We start from the raw sequence: 24,667 nt of genomic DNA, 5'->3' as shown, positions 1-24,667 counted from the left end.
GCGTGCGATTGCAAAACGGCCCTGCAATGGACAGGGTACCGCAATGCGTCTCTCCCCAAGGTTTCCACTTGCGATCTCGAGCCTGTTCCGGGCCTGGCGTCTCGTTCTGTCGCATGACATAGGGTTTTTCCGGATCGGCATCGCGGTGACGTTGGCGGCTCTGGTTGCCGAGAGGCTGTGTCTTCTTGCGACGCCCTATCTTTTCGGCAAGCTCGTGGGTCATTTTTCCGACACCGATCTGCGGCTGGTCGTGCCACTCGGGCTGATCCTCTCCTATGGAGGGCTCATTCTCCTGAGGAGCCTGTTCTCGGCGCTTCAGGAGCGCGCCTATCAGCCCGTCGGCCAGAGAGTTCAGGCGCTCACGGCCCAGTCGGCCTTCCGTCATCTGCTCGCACTGCCGCTCCGGTTTCATCGCGACCGGCAGACCGGGGCACTGACCCGCTCGATCGAACGCGGGTCGGAGGCGGCGGATACGTTGCTGCGTCTGGCGATCTTTAATATCGGCCCGGCTCTGCTCGATACCGTGTTCGTGACCGTCGTGATGTCGCAACTGTTCGGGCCGCGCTATGCCTGCGTGATCCTTGCCGCCCTCGGGGCCTATATGCTCGTCGCGCAATGGTTCGTACGCCGCAGGGTCGGCGCCCGGAGACGGCGCAACGAGGCCAACGGTCAGGCGCAGCATTTCCTGCTCGACAGCCTGCTCAATTTCGAGACGGTGCGTCATTTCGCGAATGAGGCCCATGAGTTTGCGCGGTACGCGCGGGCGCGCAGGGAGCAGGAGCGCGCAAGCCTGAAGATGACGACTGTGGCGGGTCTGTCCTCCGTGAGCCAGAACGCGATGATCGCTCTGGCTACGGTGATTCTCTTTCTGATGGCGGCGCGCGATCTCGCGGCGGGCCGTGTCGATGTCGCCGCGTTCGTCATGATCGGCACCTATCTGCGCACGCTCTACATGTCGATCGTGTCCCTCAATCTCGTCTATGCCGGATGGCGCAATGCCTGCGTCGATCTCGAGCATCTCCTGACCCTGATGGACGAGCCGGTCCGCAAGGAAACCGGGGAAGCGTCACGGGCGGAACCGGAGACGGCGCGGGGGATGGCTGTGCCTGCGACGCAGGCGGCGGCACCCGCCAGTCTCGTCTTCGAGAACGTCCGTTTCGGCTACGATGCGCGCGAGATCCTTGCCGGGATCTCGCTGCACGCCGAACCGGGACAGATGATTGCGCTCGTGGGACCGACCGGGGCGGGAAAATCCACGATCGCGCGTCTGATACTGGGGGCCTATCCCCCATCCGGCGGACGGATATTCCTGGATGGGCAGGACATCACCGGTATCCCCCCGCAGATCCTGCACGACACGGTCGGCGTCGTGCCTCAGGAGACGCAGCTCTTCAACGATACGATCGGCTATAATATCGCCTATGGCCGCCTCGATGCGACCGAAGAGGATATCGTCGAGGCGGCCAGGGCTGCGCAGCTCCACGATTTCGTCGAGGCTCTTCCCGAGGGATACGACACGCGTGTCGGCGAGCGCGGGCTGAAGCTCTCGGGCGGCGAACGGCAGCGTATCGCGATCGCCCGGATCGTCCTGCGCAAGCCGCGTCTGCTGTTGCTGGACGAGGCCACCAGTGCGCTGGATACACGCACGGAGCGACGCCTCATCCGGGCGCTTGCCACGGTGGCGGCCCGTCAGACGACCATTGCCATCGCGCATCGTCTGTCCACGATCCGTCATGCCAGCTGCATTCTCGTGATCGAAGGCGGACGGATCAGGGAGCGCGGTACGCATGATGCGCTGATGCGACAGAAGGGGGTGTATCACGCGATGTGGAGCAATCAATCGACACATGACACTGGTTTTCCGGCCGGCGCGGCCCTACGTGAGGAGGCGCCGCAACCAGACGCAAAGGAGAGCACGCATGACCAGATCCGCTGAAACCGTCGCAGAGTCGTTTCATCCGGACCAGGCCCTGGAGGAGGAAGTGCGCGCACAGGCCGCAGAGGCGATTTCCGATACGCCGGACGATGTGCAGATCCCCGAGGAGCTGCGTCAGTGCGGTGCCGTGATCGACAAGGCAATCGGCTATCTCGTCGAGCAGGGTCTGCCGGTCGAGCTGATCGCCTCGGCCCTGCTCGGCGGATCTCTGGGTGTTCTCGCCAGAACGACGGACCGGGAGACCATGATTCGTATGCTTCATACGGCCATAGAGGGAATCCGGGCTGGCGAACTGGTCTGCGACGAGGCGCTTTCGGACGGCGAATGACGTCCGGGCGACGCTTTCGGCTTGACGGAAGCGGGGGGGTCCGTCATAAGCCGCGCCTTAACGCGTCGTCGTATGCCGGGAGTGGTCTCGGCGAACATATTACTACCGAGGATCAAGTCCATGTCACGCCGCTGCCAAATCACGGGCAAGGGTGTGCTGACGGGCAACAACGTCAGCCACGCCAACAACAAGACCCGTCGTCGCTTCCTGCCCAACCTGCAGGAAATCACGCTTCTGTCCGACATTCTGGGAACGGGCGTTCGTCTGCGCCTCTCCACCCAGGGTATCCGTACGGTCGAGCATAACGGCGGTCTGGATGCCTTCCTGATCGGTACGCCGAACCGCAAGCTCCCCATCGAGGCGCAGGTCATCAAGCGCCGTATCCTGCGCGCGCAGGAAAGCAAGGCCGCCCAGTCCGCCTGAGACCGAGGCCCCCCGTCTCCCGCCTCGTGCGGTCGAGACGGGAATTAACGAAAATTGGCCTTGAAAAGGGATGCTGGTTGTTTCATTCCAGCCCCGATCACAAGGCCCGACTTGGTCGATCCGGCTTCGACGTCCTCCCGACTTCCCTCTGGAAGATGAATCGATCTGTGACGGCCACGGCAAAGGTGTTTCGGGGCGGCCTGAAGCACCTTCATCGCATTCTGGAGGTATCCCGTGTCCGAAAGCAGCGTCGCAGAAGCCAAATCGGCTCTCTCGAAGATCCGCAATATCGGTATTACCGCGCATATCGATGCCGGCAAGACCACGACGACCGAGCGTATGCTCTATTACACCGGCATGTCGCACCGTATCGGCGAAGTGCATGACGGCAACACCACCACCGATTACATGGCCCAGGAGCGTGAGCGCGGCATCACGATCACCTCGGCAGCCGTGACCTGCGAGTGGGCCGACCATCGCATCAACATCATCGACACGCCGGGCCATATCGACTTCAACATCGAAGTGAACCGCTCGCTCCGCGTGCTCGACGGCGCCATCTTCATCATCGAAGGCGTTGCCGGTGTTCAGCCGCAGTCGGAAACCAACTGGCGCCTGGCCGATCGCTACAACGTTCCGCGTATCATCTTCATCAACAAGCTCGATCGCACGGGCGCCGATTTCTATCGCGCTTTCGATACGCTGAAGGAAAAGCTCGACATCGTCGCGATTCCGCTTCAGCTCCCGATCGGAATTGAAGAGAACTTCGTGGGCGTGGTCGATCTGGTCGAGATGCGCGCCATTGTCTGGGAAGGTGGCGAGCTCGGTGCGAAGTTCCACTTCGAGGAGATCCCTGCCGATCTGAAGGAAAAGGCCGAGGAAGCCCGCCAGAACCTTCTCGACACCGCGCTCAGCGTCGACGAGAAGGCCATGGAAGAGTATTTCGAGAAGGGTGACGTGGATGTCGCGACCCTGAAGAAATGCATCAAGAAGGGTGCCATCTCCGGCGAGTTCCGCCCCGTGCTCTGCGGCACTGCCTTCAAGAACAAGGGCGTTCAGCCGCTGCTCGATGCGGTCATCGACTATCTGCCGGCGCCGGACGAGGTCGAAGGCATCCGTATCGCTCCGCCGGAAGACGAGGAAGTGGACGAGAACTTCCTGCCGATCGTTCCGGTCGATCCGGATGGCAAGTTTGCGGGTCTCGCCTTCAAGATCATCTCCGACAAATACGGCACGCTGACCTTCGTGCGCGTGTATCGTGGCGTCCTGAACTCGGGCGACACCATCATGAACACGACGAAGGGCCACAAGGAACGCGTTGGCCGCATGTTCCAGATGCATGCCGACAAGCGTCAGGAAGTGAAGTCCGTCGGTGCCGGTGACATTGCCGCCTTCGTCGGTCTGAAAGACACCGTCACGGGCGATACCCTGGCCGATGGTGCGGACCCTGTCGTTCTGGAGCGCATGCAGTTCCCGGTGCCGGTGATCGACATCTCCGTCGAGCCGAAGACCAAGGATGCGGTCGAGAAGATGACGCTGGCGCTTCAGAAGCTGGCGGCGGAAGATCCCTCGCTGCAGCTGAAGACCGACCAGGAAACCGGTCAGACCATCCTTTCGGGCATGGGCGAGCTGCATCTCGACATCATCGTGGACCGTCTGCGTCGCGAATATGGCGTCGATGCCAATGTCGGTGCGCCTCAGGTTGCCTATCGCGAGACGATTTCCCGTCCGCATGTGGAGACCTACACCCACAAGAAGCAGTCCGGTGGTTCGGGTCAGTACGCCGAAGTCAAGATCGAGTTCGCCCCGGTCGACCGGAACGACGGCATCTCGTTCGAGAACAAGGTCGTCGGCGGTGCGGTGCCGAAGGAATACATCCCGGCTGTCGAAAAGGGCATCCGTATGCAGTCCTCGACGGGCGTGCTGGCTGGCTTCCCGACGGTGGACTTCAAGTTCACCCTGCTCGACGGCAAGTACCATGACGTCGACTCGTCGGCTCTCGCCTTCGAAATCGCTGCCAAGGCCTGCTTCCGTGAAGGCATGAAGAATGCCGGCCCGGTAATCCTCGAGCCGATCATGGATGTCGAGATTACGACTCCGAACGACCATGTCGGTGACGTGGTGGGCGACCTGAACCGTCGTCGCGGCATCATCCAGAGCCAGGAGACGGCCGGTTCGACCGTCATGATCCGCGCTCAGGTGCCGCTGAAGGAAATGTTCGGCTACATCTCGCATCTGCGTTCGGCCACCAAGGGCCGCGCGTCGTTCACGATGCAGTTCCATCACTACGATCCGGTGCCGCGCAACGTGGCCGACGAGATCATGGCCAAGAGCGCCTGATCCGTCCCGGATCGGTCTCTGGACACGGAAAAGCCGCCCGCAAGGGCGGCTTTTTTCGTTCGGTTTCCCTGCCTCGGTTTCCCTGCTTCGGTTTCCCTGCTTTGGCTTCCCCGCCGGTGCGAAATCGGGGGGTGAGCCTCAGGCGGTTCCTTTCCGACGGAGGCAGAAACGATAGAGACGAAAGAGAGAGGGGCCTGCGAAACTGGCAGCGATCATGGCGACCAGGCTGATCCTGAGGACCACTCCTCCCACCGGATCATGCGCCGGTATCCGCGCCATATCGACAAGAAGCGCAGCACGTGCTGCGAAGAACCCGGCCCAGATCCGGGTATAGACCCTGAAAAACCCGTCCAGATGCGGAACGTCGCTCGTTATGTCTGCGGCGGATCGATGAAGCCGCCTGCCTTGCCGTTGCTCGGCGAGATGCTGCACCAGAGGCACACGCCAGAAACTGCCCCATAGAAAGAGCCCTGCAAGGGACGATGCGCAGAGCGCGCCGAAAGGCGCCGCTCCCATCCTCTCCCGGAGCAGCAAACTCGCCAGCCCGAAGCCGATCGCTCCTCCGTTTGCCGCTATCCAGAAGGGTGGAAACCCCGCGCCCTTGCGGTAGCGGTTCAGCGCATCTCCGCCCGCCAGAACGATACTTGCTGGCAGGGCATACGCCTCAAGCCCCGCCATCTCGCCTCCCCAGATCACCGCCAGTCCTCCGAATTCCCCGATGAGGGCACGCCACGAGGAACGGGTGTCGTGGGAAGCGTTGGACTCAGCAGATGCGCTCATGCGGAAACTTCCTTGAAAGAGACTGATGTTTACATCGTAAAGATACGCATAAGCGCTTCTGTATCGTCAATCCCTCCCTGATCGGGATCCCGGGATAGCGACCCCGGATATACGGTCTCCTTCAGACGCGCGCATGATCCCGGATCGCGGCGGTCCAAATCCGGAATTGCCCCATCCTCCGTTCAATCCACTTACCGGAGCTTTGCCTGTGCTTTCGATTGCCCTTGTCAGGCGCCTAGCCAGGATTTTCATGCAGCCGCGCGACCGGACCCGCAAGACGGGATGCTGCCTTTCCGAAACCGGCACGCTCTGTCGCTCTTCCGGGGCGAGGATCACGTCTCCGTCATTAAACGTCATATTGCCAAAACATTATATATTTTTAACAAAACATCTGCTTTCCTCCCGGAGGGCGGAGGGGACCAGCGCGCCAGGTCCCGCCGCCCGCACCATAAACCGGGAGACCGATCCCATGTCTTTGGCCCAAAACCCACTTTGCGACAGGCAGGACGGACCGCCGCTTCTGCAGCTTCGGGGTATTTCTAAAACCTTTTCCGGCGTGCGGGTTCTCAAGGATGTCTCTCTCGAGGCGCATGGCGGAGAGATTCTGGCACTGATGGGAGAAAACGGGGCGGGAAAATCGACCCTGATGAAGATCCTGTCCGGGGCCTATACGGCCGATCCCGGAGGAGAAGTCCGTATCGCCGGTCAGATCGAGAAAATCACCAATCCGGCGTCGGCGCGCGCCCTCGGTATCGGGATCATCTATCAGGAGCTCGCTCTTGCCCCGAATCTGACGGTCGCCGAGAATATTCATCTGGGATCCGAGTTGCGCCGCAACGGCATGATCGATCGTGCCGCCATGAGCGAGGCGTGCCGTGCGCTCCTGCTGGAGCTCGGTGCGCCCTTCGGTCCTGATGACCGGCTTTCCGCAATGTCCGTGGCGGAGCAGCAGCTTGTCGAGATCGCGCGTGCCCTGCATCGCGATGCACGTATCCTCGTTCTGGACGAGCCGACAACGGCGCTTTCGGCCCGCGAGACGGAAAGGCTCTTCCTGCTGATCCGCAAGCTGCGCGCCCGGGGACTCGCGCTTATCTATATCAGTCATCGTATGGACGAGATCGACGAGCTGGCAGACCGTGTCTCCGTTCTGCGTGACGGTGCGCATGTCGGGACGCTCGAAAAGGATGAGCTTTCCTCGGCGCGCATCGTGAGCATGATGGTCGGACGCGATCTGTCGAGCTTCTACGAGAAGGACGGCAGTCACGTCCGGGCCGATCTGCCGCCCGTGCTCCAGGTGGAGGGGCTTACGGATGGCCGACGGGTCCAGCCCGCGAGTTTCGTGCTCCAGCCGGGAGAGGTGCTCGGCATTGCGGGTCTCGTCGGCGCCGGTCGTACCGAACTCGCACGGCTGATTTTCGGAGCCGATCCCCGGACGGGCGGGACCGTCAGGCTGGGTGAGCGCGTTCTGGATATACGCAGTCCGCGCGACGCCCTCGCCGAGGGCATCGCCTATCTGACGGAAGACCGCAAGGCGCTCGGGCTGTTTCTCGACATGTCGTGCAGCGGCAACATCAATCTGGGCGTGGTGGAGACCGATGCGCGGCTCGGCGTTCTGGATCGCGCAAGAGGAAAACAACGCGCGACAGGCTCGTTCGCGGCGCTCCGGATCAAGGCGCAGACCCTTCTGACAACCGTTGGCGGGCTCTCGGGAGGCAATCAGCAGAAAGTCCTGCTCGGACGCCTGCTCGAAACCGGACCGCGCGTTCTGATACTCGACGAGCCGACCCGGGGCGTCGATATCGGCGCCAAGACCGAAATATATCGCATCATCAACGACCTCGCTGCCAAGGGACTGGGAATACTGGTCATTTCCAGCGAAATGGCCGAGATCATCGGCGTCAGCGATCGTGTCATCGTCATGCGTGAGGGGCAGCTGACCGGGGAATTGACCGGTAGCGCGATCACGCAGGAGGCGATCATGTCGCTTGCCGTCGGCCTTGCCGCCGCGCCTTCCCCTCTCGCGGCCTAGGATATCACGATAATGAGCAATAGCCTGACCTCGACAGCTTCTGTCCCTCCTGTCGCCAGACACGATGCACGGAGCTCGGCCCGCAGCCTGTTTCAGGCGGCCGGCATGCTTCCGGCCCTGATCCTTCTCGCTCTGGGCTTTCATTTTCTCGGTGGCCACCGGTTTCTGACCGGGGCGAACCTCTCGATCATCGCCCAGCAGGCCTCGATCAACACGGTTCTCGCATCGGGTATGACCTTCGTCATTCTCACCGGGGGGATCGATCTCTCGGTAGGCTCGATACTCGCTTTTGCCGCGATGTGCGGTCTGATCGTCTCTCTCATGCCCGGTCTGGCCTGGCTCGCCATTCCGGCCTGTCTCGGCGCGGGTCTCCTCATAGGGCTTTTCAACGGCGCCCTGATCGCGGGGGTCAGGATCCCGCCTTTCATCGTCACGCTCGGAACCCTGACCGCAGTGCGCGGTCTGGCGCGGCTGATGGGGAATGACCGCACCATCTTCAACGCCGATCTTTCCTTCGCCTGGATCGGCAATGACGGCATTGCGGTGACATCGACCTTCACCATCCCGTGGCTTGCGGTCATCGCGCTGGCGGTCGTGGTCGCAAGCTGGTTCATCCTGCGACGGACCGTGCTCGGCGTGCATATCTATGCGATCGGCGGCAACCCTGCGGCTGCGCGTCTGTCGGGTATCCGGGTCGGCGCCGTTCTGATGTTCGTCTATGCCGCGTCCGGCGTTCTGGCCGGGCTCGGTGCCGTGATGTCCTCTGCCCGGCTCTACGCCGCCAACGGTCTGCAGCTCGGTCAGTCCTACGAACTCGATGCGATCGCTGCTGTCATCCTCGGCGGAACGTCCTTTGTCGGCGGGATCGGCTCGATCTGGGGGACGCTGGTCGGCGCGCTGCTGATCGCGGTGCTCAGCAACGGTCTCATTCTCGTTGGCGTGTCGGATATCTGGCAATTCATCGTCAAGGGACTGGTGATCATCGTCGCCGTGGCTCTGGACCGCTTCCGTGCGCCGACCGCCCGGACCTGAGTCCGGGCCCGGCCCGCTCTCCCATCCACTATTTTCTTCTTCTCCCCGTCATTCCCGATCGGAAATCTGGTCATGTCATCACGCTTCAAAACGCTTCTCGGGACCCTCGGCATCACGACGTTCCTTGCGAGCGCTCCCGTCTGGGCGGCACCGATCGCACAGGTAGGGGTCTCGGTCGGCTCGCTCGGCAATCCCTATTTCGTGGCGCTCGTCAAAGGCGCTTCGGACCAGCTCAAGGCGCAGGCGCCCGACGTGCGGATCAACGCGCTCTCGGCGGATTACGACCTGAACAAGCAATTCTCGCAGATGGACAGTTTCGTCTCTTCGGGAGTCAATCTCATCCTGCTCAACGGTGTGGACCCGCAGGCGGTGCTACCTGCCGTCAAACGCGTGCAGAAGGCGGGGGCTACGGTGATTGCCGTCGATGTCGGTGCGGCAGGGGTTGATGGCACCGTGCAGACCGATAATACCGCCGCCGGGCGGATGGCGTGCGATTATCTGGCCAAGCGTCTGGACGGTAAGGGCGATGTCGCCATCGAGAACGGGCCTCAGGTCTCGTCCATCATCGACCGTGTGAAGGGGTGCAAGGAAGTTCTTGCCGGATATCCCGGAATCAGGATCGTCAGTGACGATCAGAACGGAGGCGCGGAGCGCGATCTCGGGTTCAAGGTCATGCAGGGATTCCTGGTGCGTTTCCCGAATCTGAAAGGCGTGTTCGCAATCAACGACCCTGAGGCGATCGGTGGCGATCTTGCGATCCGTCAGGCGCATCGCAAGGGAATCCTGATCACCTCGGTGGACGGCGCCCCCGATATCGTGGCCTCGCTGAAAGACCCGAAATCCTCGATCATCGCATCGGCGAGTCAGGACCCCTACCAGATGGGCAAGGACGGTCTGCTCATGGGGCAGGCGATCATGGATGGGAAACAGGCGAAGGGGGCCGTGAAACTTATGCCCCCCTCACTGATCACCCGCGATAATGTCGGACAGTACAAGGGCTGGACCGAGCACTGACCGAGCACTGACCGGGCGCACTCCGATCTTGCCCGGGAGAAGGAGACGCATCGGATTTCTCCCTTGCCGTCTCCGCTCTCTTCTCCTGCCTCGATCTGGCAGGAGCGATCCTGTTCAGCCTTCTTCGCGATTGCGGGCGAACAGACGGTAGATGAAGAGCAGGATCATCGCTCCGATGACCGAGGCGATGAATCCGGCCGACTGGCCTTCGTGATAGAAGTGAAGCTTCTGGCCCAGCCAGCCCGCGAGCAAGGCGCCGGCAATGCCCAGAAAGATCGTGATGATGAAACCACCGGGATCACGTCCCGGCATCAGGAATTTCGCGATAAGCCCCACGAAAAAACCGACGATCAAAGTCCAGATCAGATGCATGATGGTATTCCTGATTGCCGCACGGGCAGGTTGAGGGTGGTGGGAGGCGGACTCCGTGCCTCGATGTTTCACGCATGAGGCGCCCGACAGTTCGATCCCGGCCCGGTTTCTTCGCGTGTCAGTCCGCCTGATCGGCCTTGTTGAGGGCCCAGCATCGCGATGTCGGCACGTTACGCCCGTTCCGGAGATCCGGCGGGGTCAGGGCGCACAGAACGGTTCGGTCACGATGGTTCATCACGAAGATCTGGTCCGGGCCCGAGAGCGTCGTGGCGAGAATCCGATAGCCTGCGTCCAGAAACTGCTCGAGCGATTTCTGCTGGGGTTTCAGCGACGTCGGCACTGCAAGGGGGCTGAACGGCGATTTGGCCCCCGATTCGGGAAGGATGCTCCCGGTTGTCTGACCGAGGGCGATCCGCGGGACGAGCATCAGGGCGAGGATCGGTGGAACGCAGAGCCTCATCGATTGATATCCTTTTCCCTGTTACAGGTTTCTTCCCGCAGGCGCGCGCCCCTCGCTGCGATCGGCCCGGGTCGGGCGTTCAGCCGAACGAGCCGTTCGCATGCATGATGGCTACGCTGATCTCGCGCAGGAGTGCGAACAGGCGGGCCATCGGCTTGAAGATCTCTTCATGCTCGCGCGTGAAACCCTGATCGTCACGCGGCCCGCTCGGTTCGTGGAAATCGAGATCGGTCACGATCCCCGCCGATTGCGGGAAGATCTCCGCAAGGCGGCGCAGAACTGCCGGAATCTCGAGTTGCAGGACGAGGCGCATCAGGGTCTCGCGATTGATGTCGTTCCGGGGGCTGAAATAGGGGATCCGCGTCGCCAGAAGCCATATCTGCCCGATCAGCGCATGGCGGATCGCATGGAGGGTCCGCTCCTGCGCGCTCATCTTGAGCGTATGGCTCCAGCTCGACTCCAGCGCGATATGATCGGCTTGGATACGACGGAACATCGCAGGGAGACTCCGCCAGAATTCCAGTCCCTCCAGGCCCTGGGCGAGTTTGAGATGCTGCGTCCGCAATTCCTCGTTCCGTGCTGCCGCCGCGCGATCGAGCCATGTGCCCGGATCGAGCAGGCGGACGATGCCGCGCAGGGCACCGATATCGGAATGCGCGGCTGCCTGACGGGCAAAATCCAGAGCGAGGCCGAACCGGCGGCTGCTTCGCGCCAGCTTCTCGAACGTCTCCGGATGACGAGCCGCGGCCGTGCCGACACCCTGCAGGACGTTCGTCCACCAGCCGAGCTGCTCGAGAATGGCATTGTTCGGAATGGCCCTGAGCTGGCTGGGATGGGTGATGCGCGTGACGCTGATCCCGTCTCCCTGCCGGGCTGAGGGGCGCGACCCGGATTTGTCGATAAGGGCAGGGCCGAACGCGCCGAGAAGACCGGCATAGCCCGGGTCTTCCACCAGACTGCTCATGTCGAGGGCGATGGTGGAAAAGAAATCGGCGGAGAAATCCGGCTCGTCATAGATGGGGTCGCGGGTCGTCGAGAGCGGACGCACCAGATGATCGGCCAGGCTGGCGATGGTCGCCGTGGCGAGAGGGGCCGTTCCGAACAATGTATAGCCGTCTCCCCCCTGGAAGGCGGCTTCCTCACGCAGATGGATGCCGGCCCGGGCGAAAAGGCCGCGCGTATGGTCCGGCGAGAAATAGCTCAGCCGGTCCGAGAGGCTGAACGGATGCGCGCCGCGGCCGATGCTCTCGCCATGCGTGTCGAACAGCACGAGTTCCAGATCCTGGAGATCGTGCTTCTGCATGAGCTGCAGGGTGCGCAGGCGCAGACGCTCGACGAGATTGGTGGCAGCGAGCTGCCCGATATAGCGGCCCGAGTCGGAATAGCCGAATTGCAGGCAGAGCCGGCCGTTGCGTCGGAGATAGTCGCGCCAGTGCGGCGAACGGAAGGCCTCCTCGAGGATGACCTCTCCGCGCTCGAGTGCGCTCTGTGTCTCGAAAAGGGGAGAAATCTGGATCTGCTCGTCGCGGATGCCGAGCATTCTCGCAAGCCAGAGCGTGGCCAGCAGCGTATATCCGCTCTCCGTTTCGGCGATCAGGAAGCGGATAGGCGTGTCGGCATCGATATGCTTGAGGATCTGCGCCATCGTCATCATCAGGCGACCGGCGGAGGACTGCTCCACCATGAGCGCGCCGAAATCGACGGGCAGGGGCGCCTTGAGCGCATCGAGCGCCTCGTTGATCTGCGCGAGCACGAGGCGACGCCTGGAGGGGATCGTCGGGTCGTCCTGGATGTCCAGGCGATGACGGACCACGTTATAGATCTGGGTTGCGTTCAGGCGCGTGTGGATATGCGCGGCACCGAGGCCGTGAGCGAGAAAGCCGGATCGGGCGGTAAGGAGCGGGATCCGTCCCTCGGCGTCGATCTCCGCCAGAGCTTCGTCGAACAGGGGATCGAGCGTCGCGCCGGAGACGAGCGCGGCCTCGCGGCGACTGACCAGCGCCCCCGCGAAAGCCGCGATCGACGCAGCATCGTGACGGGCCCCGGTCGGACAGGCGCGCTCCTGCTCGCGAACGGCGCCGAGCGCGACATCGATTCGCGAGACGAGGCGGGAGCAGCACGGGAGGAGCGATTCGAGCTGCGTGCGAAGACGCTCGAGCTGCGTGCGCTTGAGCGCGAGGCGGATGCGCAGCGTGTCCCACCAGTGGATGTCGCTGCGTCCGTCCGTATCGAAGCCGACCCATGTCGCGAGGATGAGCGAACGCACGACCGGGGCCGTATCGGGCCAGCGTTGGCACGCATGACGCAGGACGGCCGCATTGAACAGGTCGAGCGCGTCGCGTCCGCGCAGAATGGCCGTGAGGGCGAGCGCCTGCTCGTCCGCAAGGGTCGGGGGGGCGGCGCGACGATGGGTCTCGAGCGCGGGAAGGGGATGGGACGGATCGGTCGCCATTTCCACGATGTGACGATAGACCGTATCGTCCAGGGCGAATGTCGGATGGGCCGTGAAGACAGCCGCAAAGCCGGGGCGCCCCAGTCGCTCCGCGAGCGCCTCCGGCGTGTCGCAGCTCTCGACGATTCTCCGGGCCGTCTCTTCCAGCCGCGCCTCGGGGGTCATGTCATGGCCCAGCCCGACATAGTTTCGCAGACGTGCCGCACGATCGTGCAGATTGGCGTCGCGCAGGACCCGGACCACATCTTCGAGGCGCCCGATCGAGAGGCTGCCGTCGATCAGCTCATCCTCGATCTGGCTCGACAGCGCCTCTATGGGATCGGCTGCGTGACGTTCCTGTGCGGCGCGATCCAGAAGTGCCTGCATTTCATGCGTCAGACGCGAGACGGTTTCGCCCGCCCCGGTTTTCACGGTCGTTCCGGCACCATCGGCGGTCCGAAGTTCGGGATGGCTCTGGGATTGCGTTCCGGAAGAGACGTGATGCGGCGCGGTATTGGACAAGGCACTCTCGCTTGAGATCGGTTCACGGACTGCGCCCGGTGTTCCACGCAAAAAAGACGAAGGCAATGGAAGATAGAGGAGCCCGGGACTTTTTTTGTCGCAGATGCTAGTCGCTTGTCCATGCACAATGCTTCTACCGACACATCCAGAGGTTCAGCACGGCGCGCAGGTATGGCGGGCACAGGCATGGCAGGCGCAGGCAGGGCGGGAGAGGATCCGACCGCCGAGGCGCAGATGCGCGCGGGCCTGCGTTCCGCCCGTCGCTTCGCCGGCGGATTGCTCCTCGGCATGGGCGGGCTGCTCGTGGTGTCGGCCGGGCTTCCGGCGTCCGGGCTCGTGCAGGATCGCTTCCTGCTCGAGATTCTCCGCTCTGGCGCGCGGGCGGGCGTGGTCGGAGGCATTGCCGACTGGTTCGCCGTGACCGCGCTTTTCCGTCATCCGCTCGGTCTGCCCATTCCGCACACGGCTGTCCTGCCCCGTCAGCAGCCCCGGCTGGCCCGTGCGCTTGGGCGTTTCGTCTCGAGTCAGTTCTTTACGGAAGAGGATGCGACACGCGCGCTGGCCGCGGCCGGTATTCCCCGGCATCTGGCCGATCTGCTGCGTCAGCCGAGAACGGTCGCCGCGACCGCCTCGGCCCTTCAGCGCAGTATTCCGGCCATGCTCGATCGTTTCGAGGATGGCCGGGCCTCGGCCGCCATCGGCCGGGCGATTCCGGTTCTGGTCCGTGGCGAGGCAACCGTGAAGGTCGTTACGCGGGCCTTGCGGGCCCTGGTCGATAACGAGGCGCATCAGGAGGTCCTGTCGGCCCTGCTCGAGCGTTTCAAGCAGGGAGTACAGAAGCGCGAGCCGGTATTGCGCGCCTTCATCGAGGACCGGGTGCGCGAGCAGGGGGGGCGGGTTCTCGGCTGGGCCATCGGCCCTTCGGTCGCGAGCCGCGTCATCACGGCGCTCTATCTGGAGCTGGACCGTGTCGATCCCCAGGATTCCGAATTGCGCGAAGGATTCACCACCTGGATCAGGCAGGAGATCGATCGCCTCGAACAGGATCCCGATCGGCGCAGCCGGTTCGGCGATGCCGTTTCGGGCTATCTCGGGCATGACAGTCTGCGGGTATGGTGGTCGGAGATATGGCAGCGTTTTCGCGGGCTGGCGGAAAGCGATCTCGCCTGTGAGGAGGGCTGGAGCCGCAGCGTCATCGAGACGGCGCTGGGCAGTCTCGCCGATCAGCTCGACCACGACCCCGCGATGCGCGCGCGTCTGGAACAGACGCTCCGGACGACCTTGCTGCGTCTTCTGCCGTCTCTGCGCGACAAGCTCGCGGCCTATATCGCCTCGGTCATGGAGCGCTGGGACCCCAACGAACTCTCCGCGCGTCTGGAACAGCGCGTCGGTCGCGACCTGCAATATATCCGCATCAACGGGACGCTTGTCGGGTTCGTCGTGGGCGCCCTGCTCGATCTGGTCATGCGTCTGACCTTCGGTCCTCTGGGCTGAGTTCGGTTTTTCTCGTCTCCGGACCCGGCAAAAGGGTTGACGCAGGCCCCTCGGACGCGCATCTGCTAATCAAATAGCACGATTTTAGTCTTTAATTTATGTCCATGTGGGACTGATCGAGGGAGCAGAATGCTCAGGTTATCCAAACTTGCCGATTACGCAACCGTTCTCCTCGTGCAGCTCGGCCATCACGACACGCTGATGACGGCAGCGGCACTTGCAGGCGCGACGGGCGTGCCCGAGCCGACCGTCGCCAAGCTTCTCAAGGGGCTGGCTGCGGATGGTCTCGTCGCATCCCATCGCGGCGCACGCGGCGGATACAGGCTGGCCCGGTCGCTTTCGGATATCTCGATCGCCGCCGTCATCACCTCGGTGGACGGACCGATCGCCCTGACAGCCTGCGTGGAAGGCCGCGTCTGCGAGGCGAAGTCGCTTTGCAGTCTGTCTTCGGGGCAGTGGGACATGGTCAATCAGGCAATCCGCTCCACCCTGCAATCGATCAATCTCGCCGATATGAGCCGCGCCTGCCCGCCCGGGCATATGGCGCTGGCGGAGCGCGCCGCGCCCGCCGAACAGCATCCGGAAAGGGAGGGCTGACATGCCAGCCGTAACGGAAACACGCGAAGCCGTCGAAACCCTGGGTCAATCGACCTATAAATGGGGGTTCGAAACTGATATCGAGATGGAGTTCGCGCCCAAGGGGCTGAGCGAGGAGACGATCCGCTTCATCTCGGCGCGCAAGCAGGAGCCGGACTGGATGCTCGACTGGCGGCTGCAGGCTTTCCGCGCCTGGCAGGCGATGGAGGAGCCGAGCTGGCAGAAGCCGCATTATCCGGCGATCGACTATCAGGACGCGTTCTATTTCGCAGAGCCGAAAAAGAAGCCCGGCCCGAAATCGCTCGAGGAAGTCGACCCGGAATTGCTGCGGACCTATGAGAAACTGGGCATTCCGCTTCATGAGCAGGCCTTGCTTGCCGGAGTCGAGGGAGCCGAGACCGGCGACCGGTTGCCTGTTGCGGTCGATGCGGTGTTCGACAGCGTCTCTGTCGTGACGACGTTCCGCAAGACGCTCGAAGAGGCGGGGGTGATCTTCTGCCCGATTTCCGATGCCATTCGCGAGCATCCGGAGCTGGTGAAGCGTCATCTCGGCTCGGTCGTGCCGGTCAGCGACAATTTCTTCGCGGCCCTGAACTCAGCCGTCTTCACGGACGGCTCTTTCGTCTATGTGCCCGAGGGCGTTAGCTGTCCCATGGAGCTGTCAACCTATTTCCGCATCAATGCCCGCAATACGGGGCAGTTCGAGCGCACGCTCATCATCTGCGAGGACCGGGCAACCGTTTCGTATCTCGAGGGATGCACGGCCCCCATGCGCGACGAGAACCAGCTCCATGCAGCCGTGGTCGAGCTGGTCGCCATGAACGATGCGCGGATCAAGTACTCCACGGTCCAGAACTGGTATCCGGGCGACGAGAACGGTCAGGGCGGCATCTACAATTTCGTGACCAAGCGCGGTGCCTGCCGCGGTCGCAACGCGAAGATTTCCTGGACGCAGGTCGAGACGGGATCGGCCATCACCTGGAAATACCCGTCCTGCATTCTCGCAGGCGAGGGATCGGTCGGCGAGTTCTATTCGGTCGCGGTCACCAACAACCGCCAGCAGGCCGATACCGGGACGAAGATGATCCATCTCGCGCCGAATACCCGCTCGACGATCATCGCGAAGACCATCTCTGCGGGCCGTTCGGACAGCACCTATCGCGGGCTGGTTCGCATGACGCCCAAGGCAAGCGGCGCGCGAAACTTCACGCAATGCGACAGTCTCCTGATCGGCGATCAGTGCGGCGCTCATACCGTTCCCTATATCGAGAACAGGAACATGACGGCGCGCGTGGAGCATGAGGCGACCACCTCCAAGATCTCGGAAGACCAGCTTTTCTATTGCCGGTCACGCGGGCTTTCGGAGGAGGATGCCGTGGGTCTCATCGTCAACGGATTCTGCAAGGATGTTCTCAAGGAACTTCCCATGGAGTTCGCAGTAGAGGCGCAGAAGCTTCTGCAGCTCAGTCTTGAAGGTAGCGTCGGGTAACAAAGGCCGCATCATGAACGATTTTCTGAAAATTTCCGGTCTCTGTGCGCAGATCGACGATAACGGAACCCCGAAAGAGATCCTGCGCGGACTGGATCTGGATATTCCCAAAGGCGAGATCCATGCCATCATGGGGCCTAACGGATCGGGCAAATCCACCCTGTCCTATGTGCTCGCAGGCCGCGACGATTACGAGGTGACGGGTGGAAGCGCCACGTTCGATGGCGCGGATCTTCTGGCGCTCGAGCCTGAGGAGCGCGCCGCTCTCGGCGTGTTTCTCGCCTTTCAGGCGCCGGTCGAACTGCCCGGGGTCAATAACGCGAATTTCCTCCGCACGGCCGTCAATGCGGTGCGGCGCGCGCGCGAGGAGCCGGAGCTGGACGCGGTCGGTTTCCTGAAGGCCGTGCGGGCCGAGACGAAGCACCTGCACATGTCCGACGAGATGCTCAAGCGCAATGTCAATGTCGGGTTCTCCGGAGGCGAGAAGAAGCGCAACGAGGTGCTTCAGATGCGGATGCTGCGTCCCAGATTCGCGATCCTCGACGAAACCGATAGCGGCCTCGATATCGACGCACTGCGTATCGTTGCAGAGGGCGTCAACAGCCTGCGCGGTCCGGATTTCTCGGCGCTCATCATCACCCATCACCAGCGTCTTCTGGATTATATCCAGCCGGACCGGGTGCATGTGATGGCCAAGGGGCAGATCATCCATAGCGGGGGTGCCGAAGTGGCGCTCGCGCTGGAGGCCCAGGGCTATCAGCAATATCTCGAGGCGGTGGCATGAGCGGGGCGGAGATCTCCGCACTCGGATCCTTCATGGCGCGCGCCCATGAGGGGCAGGCCCGCACGCTTCTCGAACAACAGGGCCTTCCGGGCCGTCGTCTCGAGGCGTGGCGTTATACACCGCTGCGCGCGCTCGAAACGACCGGTTTCGCAGCGCCCGCGCCGGTCGCGCCGGACGAGGCGCGCGCGCTTCTGGCCCGGCTTGCGCCAGAGGCAGACGCAAGCCATCGCGTCGTGTTCGTGAACGGGGCGCTGGTACCGGAGCTGACGAGTCTGCCGGAGGGCGTGCGCCTCGTTGCGGCCGATGCGCCGCTCGTGGCAGATCGACCGATCAGCGTTCTCAACACGGCGTTGGCCCAGCCCGGGCTCGGTCTTCATGTCTCTGCCGGGGCAGACGCCGGCCAGATCGCTCTGGTGGCGCTCGTGACCGGCGACGCACCCGTTTCGACCCATCTCGCCCATCAGGTCACGCTCGAGGCGGATGCGCGTCTGACCCTGCTCGACATCCAGTCGGGCGAGGGGCCGTATCTCGCCAATCCTGTGCTGGGCGTTCGGGTGGCCGAGGGCGCCCGGCTTACGCATCTGCGCGTTCAGCAGGACAGTCAGGACGCGGTCAATCTGGCCTTCGTGAATGCCGATGTATCGTCCCGCGGGCTGTACGACAGCTTTACCCTGACGCTTGGCGCGCGCCTGTCGCGTCATGAGGTTCTCGCTCATCTCGGCGGCAGCAACGCTGCCGTGCATGTGAATGCGGCGCAGCTTCTCGCAGGAAACCGTCACGCCGATCTGACATCGGTCATCAGACATGCCGCGCCCGATTGCATCTCCCGCCAGACGGTCAAGAACGTGATCATGGAGGGCGGGCATGGCGTCTTTCAGGGAAAGATCCACGTCGATCGTATCGCCCAGAAGACCGACGGGTATCAGATGAACCAGGCGCTTCTTCTTTCGGAGCGGGCGCAGATCGACAGCAAACCCGAGCTCGAGATCTATGCGGACGACGTGAAATGCAGCCACGGCGCGACGGTCGGTGCGCTGGATGACGAGCAGCTTTTCTATCTCAGGGCGCGCGGCATCCCTCATGACGAGGCGCGTGCCATGCTCGTGCGCGCGTTCCTGCTCGATGCGCTTTCTCTGGTTCAGGACGAGACGGCAAGTGCCCTGCTGGACAGGCGCGTCGAAACCTGGTGGCAGAAGAGGGACCCGGAATGACGTCGTCACACGACGCGCGCGCCTGCTTCGAAGCGATCCGGTCGCAGTTCCCCATCCTGCGCGAGCAGGTCTACGGGCGGGATCTCGTCTTCCTCGATTCGGCCGCCTCGGCCCAGAAGCCCGATTGCGTGATCGATGCCATGAGCCACACGATGCGTTCGCAATATGCGAATATCCATCGCGGGCTCCACTGGATGAGCGAGCGGACCACAGAGGCCTATGAATCCGTCCGGACACGCTGCGCGGCGTTTCTGAATGCGCCGGATCGCCGCGAGATCGTCTTCACGCGCAACAGTACCGAGGCGATCAATCTCGTTGCCCATTCCTACGGGGCGCTGCTCCGGCCCGGTCAGGCGATCCTGATCTCGGAGCTGGAGCATCATTCCAATCTCGTGCCCTGGCAGATGCTGCGCGACCGTGCAGGGCTCGAGCTGCGCATCGCGCCCATAGACGGAAATGGGGATATCGACCCCGAGGCCTATGAGGCGCTTCTGGCAGATGGTCGCGTCGGTCTGGTCGCGATCACCCATATGTCCAACGTTCTGGGAACGCTCACACCGGCAAAGGATCTTGCCCGGCTTGCGCATCGTTACGGGGCGAAGATCCTGTTCGACGGATCGCAATCGGCCGTGCATCGCCGGATCGACGTGCAGGATCTGGATGCGGACTTCTTCGTCTGCACCGGTCACAAGCTCTATGGCCCCACGGGAATTGGCCTGCTCTGGGCACGGGCCTCGCTCCTGGAGGCGATGCCGCCTTTCCTGGGGGGAGGGGAGATGATCCGCAGCGTCAGCTTCGAGCATGCCAGCTGGGCGGATATTCCCCATAAATTCGAAGCCGGTACGCCGCCCATCGTCGAAGTCGTCGGACTCGGTGCCGCGCTCGCGTTCATGGAGTCGCTCGGCGCGACCGCCATTGCCGAGCACGAGGCGGAACTCGTCTCCTATGCACGGCATCATCTGGGTGGGGAGGATGGCGTATCCCTGATCGGTGCGCCGCGCGAACAGGGAGGCGTGCTCTCTTTTCTGGTCGAGGGTGCGCACCCACATGATCTGGCAGTGCTGCTCGATCGGCAGGGTATCGCCATCCGGGCCGGGCAGCATTGTGCCGAGCCGCTCCTGCGGCGGCTGGGGCTTACGGCAACGGCACGGGCGAGCTTTGGCGTCTATACGACGACGGGCGATATCGATGCACTCGTGGCAGGCGTCCGAAGGGCGCGTCGGATGCTGGTCTGACAGGGAGATCGAACATGTCTGAAGAAGGTCATATCCTGACCCGGCCGCTCGGCGCATCGTCCGAGGCGGACGCCCCCCGGGTCGCACCCGGTCACGTCGATGAGGACAGTGTGATCTCGGCGATCGCGACCGTGTACGACCCGGAAATCCCGGTCAACATATACGAGCTCGGCCTGATCTATGCGATCGACCTGCATGACGATGGCCGGGTCGATATCGAGATGACTCTCACGGCTCCGAACTGTCCGAGCGCACAGGAGCTGCCCGAGCAGGTGAGGGCGGCTGTCGCCGCGCTCCCCGGTGTGAGCGCGGCCACGGTCGAGATCGTCTGGGATCCGCCCTGGGATATGAGCCGCATGAGTGACGATGCGCGTCTCGCCCTCAACATGTTCTGAACGGGAGGTCCCCATGAGCCAGACAGAAATCGGGAAGGAAAACCCCATGGCGGCGGATAGCGCCCCTTTGCAGGAGAAGGCGGCGCCCCGGGCGCTCCCGCCCCTGATGCAGATGACGGATCGTGCAGCGACCCGGCTGCGCCAGCTCTACGAAGGCGCCAACAAGGGGCAGACCCTGCGTATCGGCGTCAACACCAAGGGCTGCTCTGGCATGGCTTATGACATGAGCTTCGTCACTGCCCCATCGGCGGGAGACGAGCGCGTCGTCGATCACGGGCTCGAGCTGCTGATCGACCGGAAGGCCACGCTTTTCCTGATCGGCTCGGTCATGGATTACGAAGTGAAGGATCTCGAATCCGGATTTACCTTCAGCAATCCGAATGAGAAGGGTCGTTGTGGATGCGGGGAGAGCTTTCACGTCTGACGACGTGAAAGTCTTTTCCGGCTTCTGGTGAAGGCGACGACCGATTCGACTTCGGTAGACCAGAGGAACTGGTCGACGACCGTCAGAGAGAGGATCTCGTATCCTGCCTGACGCAGCAGGGACGCGTCCTTCTGCAATGCCTGCGGATTGCAGCTTACATAGATGATGTCCTCGACGCCTGAGCGGGCGATATGAGGCATCTGTGTCATGGCGCCGCCATGCGGCGGATCGAGAACGATCACGCGGGCCTTTTCGAGTTCCTTCGCGATGAGCGGCTGGCGGGTAAGGTCACGGTGAATGGCCTCGATCCTTTGCCCCTTCGCTCCGGAGCGCAAGGCGGCGATCGCATCATGGTGCCCCTCGAAAGCGAGAACCCTTGCTTTCGTCGAGATCGGCACGGTGAGCGTGCCCAGTCCCGCATAGAGTTCGAAGACAGGATCGCGCCGGTTCAGGGACGGAAGCGCACCGAGTACGGCATCGGCAATCGCCTTTTCACTCTGTCGCGTTGCCTGAAGAAAGCCGCCCGGCGGGGGGGTAAGGCGGACATCGCCGAAAACATGAAAGACCGGCTGCTGCTGCGCGATGACTTCCCAGCCATCCAGAGGACGTCGCTTCGAGCGCCAGGACATGCGCGGTATCGCATGGGACCGACCGAAAGCCGCGAGCTTGACCCGATCCGTCGGTGCCAGAGCTGCATCGGTCGAAAGGAGAAGATCCGGTCCCGAATCGTACAGATTGATCTGCAGATCGCCGGTACCCGTCACGACGCCAAGGGTTGCGAGTACCTCCCGCAGGGGCGCAAGCAGTCCGAAGAGAGCGGGTTCGATCACATGACACTCGGTCATGTCCACCACGTCTCCGTGGCGTCGGTGCAGTCCGAGTTCGATCCGGCCCGGAAGGCGGCGGAACGCCAGATCGATCCGTCGGCGCGTCTCCGGCGCGACCTGAAACGTATCGGCTGACGGAAGGGCGGCGAATCCGGCCTTTTCCAGCGCCGATACGACCCGTCCACGCTTCCAGTCGAGCAATGCGGGGCGTGCGGAAGACTGCATGGCACAACCGCCGCAGGCCCCGAAAAGCGCACAAGGCGACTCTACCCGGTCGGGAGACGGGGCAAGAAGGGCGCGGAGTTCGACATGACGATCGTCGCCGACCAGAAGCTCGAGACGATCTCCCGGAACCGCGAAGGGGATGAAAGCGGGCTTGTCACCGAGTGAGACAAGCCCGTCGCCATCCGTCCCGTATCCGAGAACGGTGGCTTCCTGACATGAGGGCATGGAAGATCAGACGGTGCCGCGATGCTGGATCGGGCCTGTATGCTCGTCCTGCTCCGCATGTTCGGCCTTCCTGTTCCTGCGTGGGAGCAGCATGAAGGCTGGCGTGTCGTGACCGAAACCCGTTCTCGGCGTGTCATGATCGAAAGGGGCCGCCGGGCTGATCGAATGAGGCTCGGGCTTTGCGGCACGCGAGGCGTGGCGGGGTGCCCGCTCCTCGCGCGTGGGCGCGGGGGCATCTTCGGGACGTTCGATCGCCCGCTCGGCCTCGTGGTCCCGGTCCGTCTCTCTGCTCCGGTCGGCCTCCCGGCTCCGGTCGGAACGGCGATTGCCACGACCGCCGCGATCCTTCCGCCGATCCCGATCGCGATCCTGATCCCTGTCGCGCTCCCGCGCCTTGGGACGACGATCCGCGGACGCGTTCCTGTCCTCCGGATCGGCCCAGGGGAGGGTTTCGATTCCCTCGATCTCCGCCAGGGGAATGGGCGCGTGTTTCAGCTTCTCGATCCCCTCAGCGAGGAGCTGCTGACGGGGCGAGGCGAGGCTGAAGGCATGGCCGGTCTTTCCCGCACGTCCCGTCCGACCGATACGGTGGATATAATCCTCCGCATTGAAGGGCAGATCGAAATTGAAGACATGCGAGAGCCCCCCGATGTCGATCCCGCGCGCCGCGACATCCGAACAGACGAGGATCTGGATCTCACCGGCCTTGAACCGTTCGAGCGTCTTGAACCGCAGGGACTGGGCCAGATCGCCATGAAGGTGACCCACCGCGAATCCATGCTTGTGCAGGGATTTGTACAGGACATCGACGTCGCGCTTGCGATTGCAGAAGACGATGGCGTTCTGGACGCTCTCGCGCCTCAGGAGCTTTCGCAGCACGCGACGCTTGTCGTGCTCGTCGACCACGAGAAGCGCCTCTTCGATGGTGGTCGCAACCGAAGACGGACGCGAGACCGTGATTTCCTCCGGATGATGGAGGAACTGATCGGCCAGGGTCCGGATTTCCGGCGCCATGGTCGCCGAGAACAGCAGGGTCTGACGCTGCGAGGGCAACAGGGACACGATACGCTGGATATCGGGTATGAAGCCCATATCGAGCATGCGATCGGCCTCGTCGATGACGAGGATTCCCGTCTGGTTGAGCAGCAGCCCGCCCCGGTCGAAGAGATCCATCAGACGACCAGGGGTCGCGATCAGGATATCGACGCCCTGATTGAGAACGGCTCGCTGATCCGCCATGCTCTCGCCGCCGATGAGCAGCGCGTGGTTCAGACGCAGATGCTTGCCATAAAGCGCCAGATTTTCCGCAACCTGCAATGCCAGTTCGCGCGTCGGCTCGAGAATGAGCGAGCGCGGCATCCGTGCGCGCGCTCTCGAGCCCGCGAGGCGCTCGAGCATCGGCAGGGTGAAGGATGCCGTCTTGCCCGTTCCGGTCTGGGCAACACCCAGCACGTCCCGTCTTTCGAGCACCACCGGGATGGCGCGCGCCTGGATCGGGGTGGGATGCTCGTATCCCATCTCCGCAATCGCGCGCATGATCGGCTCGGAGAGACCCAGATCGGCGAATACGGGTTTCGCTTCGGATGCGTTGTCTTCGGCAGCGCGCTCCTGCGATGGGTTTTCGGACCCCGTCACCGGAACCGGCGTCGGCACGGTGTCCGGCATCGCTGGCGCGTCCGCTGTTGCGGTTTCATCCCTGGCGGGAAGCGGAGAGTCGGCCTGGGACTTGCGTCCGCGGCGTTTCGCCGGCTTTGCCGGAATGGCTGCGGTCGTTTCGTCCTGTGCGGGCATGTCTGTCGCATCGGACGGCTCGGCGGCTTTTCTGGCAGTGCGCTTGCGAGCGGGGGCTGTGTCCGGTTTCGGTGTCGTTTTCCCGGGCCCGGAGGGTGCCAACTCGTCGCCGGTCTCGCGCTTCATGCCGGACTCAGCGGCATCGGAGGCGATATCCGGCGCAGCCTTGCCCGACTTCCTCGTGGCGGCTGACGCGCGCGTTCCGGTCTTTGCCGGAGCGGACTGACGCGCGGACCGACGGGCAGACTCGCTGGCTGGTTTGCGAGCGGTCTTTTCTGCGGCGTCCGCAGATGTCGTCGCGCC

General features: G+C 63.2%; 21 protein-coding genes. 15 read left to right on the top strand and 6 right to left on the bottom strand.

All coding sequences use genetic code 11. The annotated features are described in order from the left end of the window. Nucleotides 1–43: 43 nt before the first annotated feature. From SSA02_RS06675 to fusA, 4 genes are all read left to right on the top strand, one after another. The gene (locus SSA02_RS06675; protein ID WP_186807703.1) at nucleotides 44–1,936 is read left to right on the top strand and encodes an ABCB family ABC transporter ATP-binding protein/permease; all 1,893 of its coding nucleotides are present in this window, start codon (nucleotides 44–46) and stop codon (nucleotides 1,934–1,936) included. After that, complete coding sequence (locus tag SSA02_RS06670) at nucleotides 1,920–2,264, top strand: hypothetical protein (protein WP_246103674.1); 345 nt, start codon at nucleotides 1,920–1,922, stop codon at nucleotides 2,262–2,264. The genes SSA02_RS06675 and SSA02_RS06670 overlap by 17 nt, the downstream gene beginning before the upstream one ends. Before the next feature lie 120 nt (nucleotides 2,265–2,384). Next, complete coding sequence (gene rpmB, locus SSA02_RS06665; RefSeq protein ID WP_147093255.1) at nucleotides 2,385–2,687, top strand: 50S ribosomal protein L28; 303 nt, start codon at nucleotides 2,385–2,387, stop codon at nucleotides 2,685–2,687. A 234-nt stretch (nucleotides 2,688–2,921) separates the two neighbouring features. Beyond that, complete coding sequence (fusA, locus tag SSA02_RS06660; RefSeq protein ID WP_147093254.1) at nucleotides 2,922–5,027, top strand: elongation factor G; 2,106 nt, start codon at nucleotides 2,922–2,924, stop codon at nucleotides 5,025–5,027. 138 nt (nucleotides 5,028–5,165) lie between these two features. Here fusA and SSA02_RS06655 read toward each other — a convergent pair whose 3' ends face one another. Next, entirely contained in the window at nucleotides 5,166–5,807 is a 642-nt protein-coding gene (locus tag SSA02_RS06655; protein WP_147093253.1) for a hypothetical protein, read from the bottom strand. A gap of 469 nt (nucleotides 5,808–6,276) precedes the next feature. Here SSA02_RS06655 and SSA02_RS06650 point away from each other — a divergent pair, with 469 nt between their 5' ends. The 3 genes from SSA02_RS06650 (at nucleotide 6,277) to SSA02_RS06640 (ending at nucleotide 9,882) form a co-directional block, all read left to right on the top strand. Next, a complete protein-coding gene (locus tag SSA02_RS06650) occupies nucleotides 6,277–7,836 on the top strand; it encodes a sugar ABC transporter ATP-binding protein (RefSeq protein WP_147093252.1) in 1,560 nt (519 codons plus the stop codon). A 12-nt stretch (nucleotides 7,837–7,848) separates the two neighbouring features. Continuing rightward, nucleotides 7,849–8,868 (top strand): ABC transporter permease subunit, encoded by a 1,020-nt coding sequence (locus SSA02_RS06645; protein ID WP_147093251.1) that lies wholly within the window; start codon nucleotides 7,849–7,851, stop codon nucleotides 8,866–8,868. Nucleotides 8,869–8,940: 72 nt separating this feature from the next. Beyond that, nucleotides 8,941–9,882, top strand: coding sequence for an ABC transporter substrate-binding protein (locus tag SSA02_RS06640; RefSeq protein WP_147093250.1), 942 nt, complete (start codon nucleotides 8,941–8,943; stop codon nucleotides 9,880–9,882). Between the two features lie 114 nt (nucleotides 9,883–9,996). Here the strand turns inward: SSA02_RS06640 and SSA02_RS06635 are convergent, their stop codons facing one another. The 3 genes from SSA02_RS06635 to SSA02_RS06625 form a co-directional block, all read right to left on the bottom strand. Then, complete coding sequence (locus SSA02_RS06635; protein ID WP_147093249.1) at nucleotides 9,997–10,254, bottom strand: GlsB/YeaQ/YmgE family stress response membrane protein; 258 nt, start codon at nucleotides 10,252–10,254, stop codon at nucleotides 9,997–9,999. A gap of 118 nt (nucleotides 10,255–10,372) precedes the next feature. Then, nucleotides 10,373–10,714: a hypothetical protein gene (locus tag SSA02_RS06630; RefSeq protein WP_147093248.1), complete on the bottom strand. Its 342-nt coding sequence runs from the start codon at nucleotides 10,712–10,714 to the stop codon at nucleotides 10,373–10,375. Between the two features lie 79 nt (nucleotides 10,715–10,793). Further along, nucleotides 10,794–13,532: a phosphoenolpyruvate carboxylase gene (locus tag SSA02_RS06625; RefSeq protein WP_147093408.1), complete on the bottom strand. Its 2,739-nt coding sequence runs from the start codon at nucleotides 13,530–13,532 to the stop codon at nucleotides 10,794–10,796. Nucleotides 13,533–13,838: 306 nt separating this feature from the next. Between SSA02_RS06625 and SSA02_RS06620 the strand changes: the two genes are divergently transcribed. The 8 genes from SSA02_RS06620 to SSA02_RS06585 all read left to right on the top strand — a co-directional run bounded on the left by SSA02_RS06620 (nucleotide 13,839) and on the right by SSA02_RS06585 (nucleotide 21,296). Beyond that, nucleotides 13,839–15,161 (top strand): DUF445 domain-containing protein, encoded by a 1,323-nt coding sequence (locus SSA02_RS06620; RefSeq protein ID WP_246103673.1) that lies wholly within the window; start codon nucleotides 13,839–13,841, stop codon nucleotides 15,159–15,161. A gap of 129 nt (nucleotides 15,162–15,290) precedes the next feature. Next, nucleotides 15,291–15,758 carry an SUF system Fe-S cluster assembly regulator gene (locus tag SSA02_RS06615; protein WP_147093247.1) on the top strand — a complete coding sequence of 156 codons (468 nt, stop codon included), beginning with the start codon at nucleotides 15,291–15,293 and terminating at the stop codon, nucleotides 15,756–15,758. A 1-nt stretch (nucleotide 15,759) separates the two neighbouring features. Further along, nucleotides 15,760–17,247 carry a Fe-S cluster assembly protein SufB gene (gene sufB, locus SSA02_RS06610; protein ID WP_147093246.1) on the top strand — a complete coding sequence of 496 codons (1,488 nt, stop codon included), beginning with the start codon at nucleotides 15,760–15,762 and terminating at the stop codon, nucleotides 17,245–17,247. Between the two features lie 13 nt (nucleotides 17,248–17,260). Beyond that, a complete protein-coding gene (sufC, locus tag SSA02_RS06605) occupies nucleotides 17,261–18,031 on the top strand; it encodes a Fe-S cluster assembly ATPase SufC (protein WP_147093245.1) in 771 nt (256 codons plus the stop codon). Further along, nucleotides 18,028–19,242 carry a Fe-S cluster assembly protein SufD gene (gene sufD / locus SSA02_RS06600; RefSeq protein ID WP_147093244.1) on the top strand — a complete coding sequence of 405 codons (1,215 nt, stop codon included), beginning with the start codon at nucleotides 18,028–18,030 and terminating at the stop codon, nucleotides 19,240–19,242. Before sufC ends, sufD begins: the two co-directional genes overlap by 4 nt. Continuing rightward, nucleotides 19,239–20,477: a cysteine desulfurase gene (locus SSA02_RS06595; protein ID WP_147093243.1), complete on the top strand. Its 1,239-nt coding sequence runs from the start codon at nucleotides 19,239–19,241 to the stop codon at nucleotides 20,475–20,477. Before sufD ends, SSA02_RS06595 begins: the two co-directional genes overlap by 4 nt. A 14-nt stretch (nucleotides 20,478–20,491) precedes the next feature. Further along, nucleotides 20,492–20,872 carry an SUF system Fe-S cluster assembly protein gene (locus SSA02_RS06590; protein WP_147093242.1) on the top strand — a complete coding sequence of 127 codons (381 nt, stop codon included), beginning with the start codon at nucleotides 20,492–20,494 and terminating at the stop codon, nucleotides 20,870–20,872. A gap of 46 nt (nucleotides 20,873–20,918) precedes the next feature. Beyond that, nucleotides 20,919–21,296, top strand: coding sequence for a HesB/IscA family protein (locus SSA02_RS06585; RefSeq protein WP_147093406.1), 378 nt, complete (start codon nucleotides 20,919–20,921; stop codon nucleotides 21,294–21,296). On the opposite strand, the gene SSA02_RS06580 is transcribed toward SSA02_RS06585, so the two are convergent. Both SSA02_RS06580 and SSA02_RS06575 read right to left on the bottom strand, forming a co-directional pair. After that, a complete protein-coding gene (locus tag SSA02_RS06580) occupies nucleotides 21,287–22,573 on the bottom strand; it encodes a class I SAM-dependent RNA methyltransferase (protein ID WP_147093241.1) in 1,287 nt (428 codons plus the stop codon). The genes SSA02_RS06585 and SSA02_RS06580 overlap by 10 nt on opposite strands. A 6-nt stretch (nucleotides 22,574–22,579) precedes the next feature. After that, on the bottom strand, nucleotides 22,580–24,364 hold the full coding sequence (locus SSA02_RS06575) for a DEAD/DEAH box helicase (protein ID WP_246103700.1): 1,785 nt from the start codon (nucleotides 24,362–24,364) through the stop codon (nucleotides 22,580–22,582). Nucleotides 24,365–24,667 lie beyond the last annotated feature (303 nt).

The sequence above is a fragment of the Swaminathania salitolerans genome (assembly GCF_007988945.1).
Lineage (GTDB): Bacteria > Pseudomonadota > Alphaproteobacteria > Acetobacterales > Acetobacteraceae > Swaminathania > Swaminathania salitolerans.
This window is presented reverse-complemented; position numbering and strand designations above follow the sequence as displayed.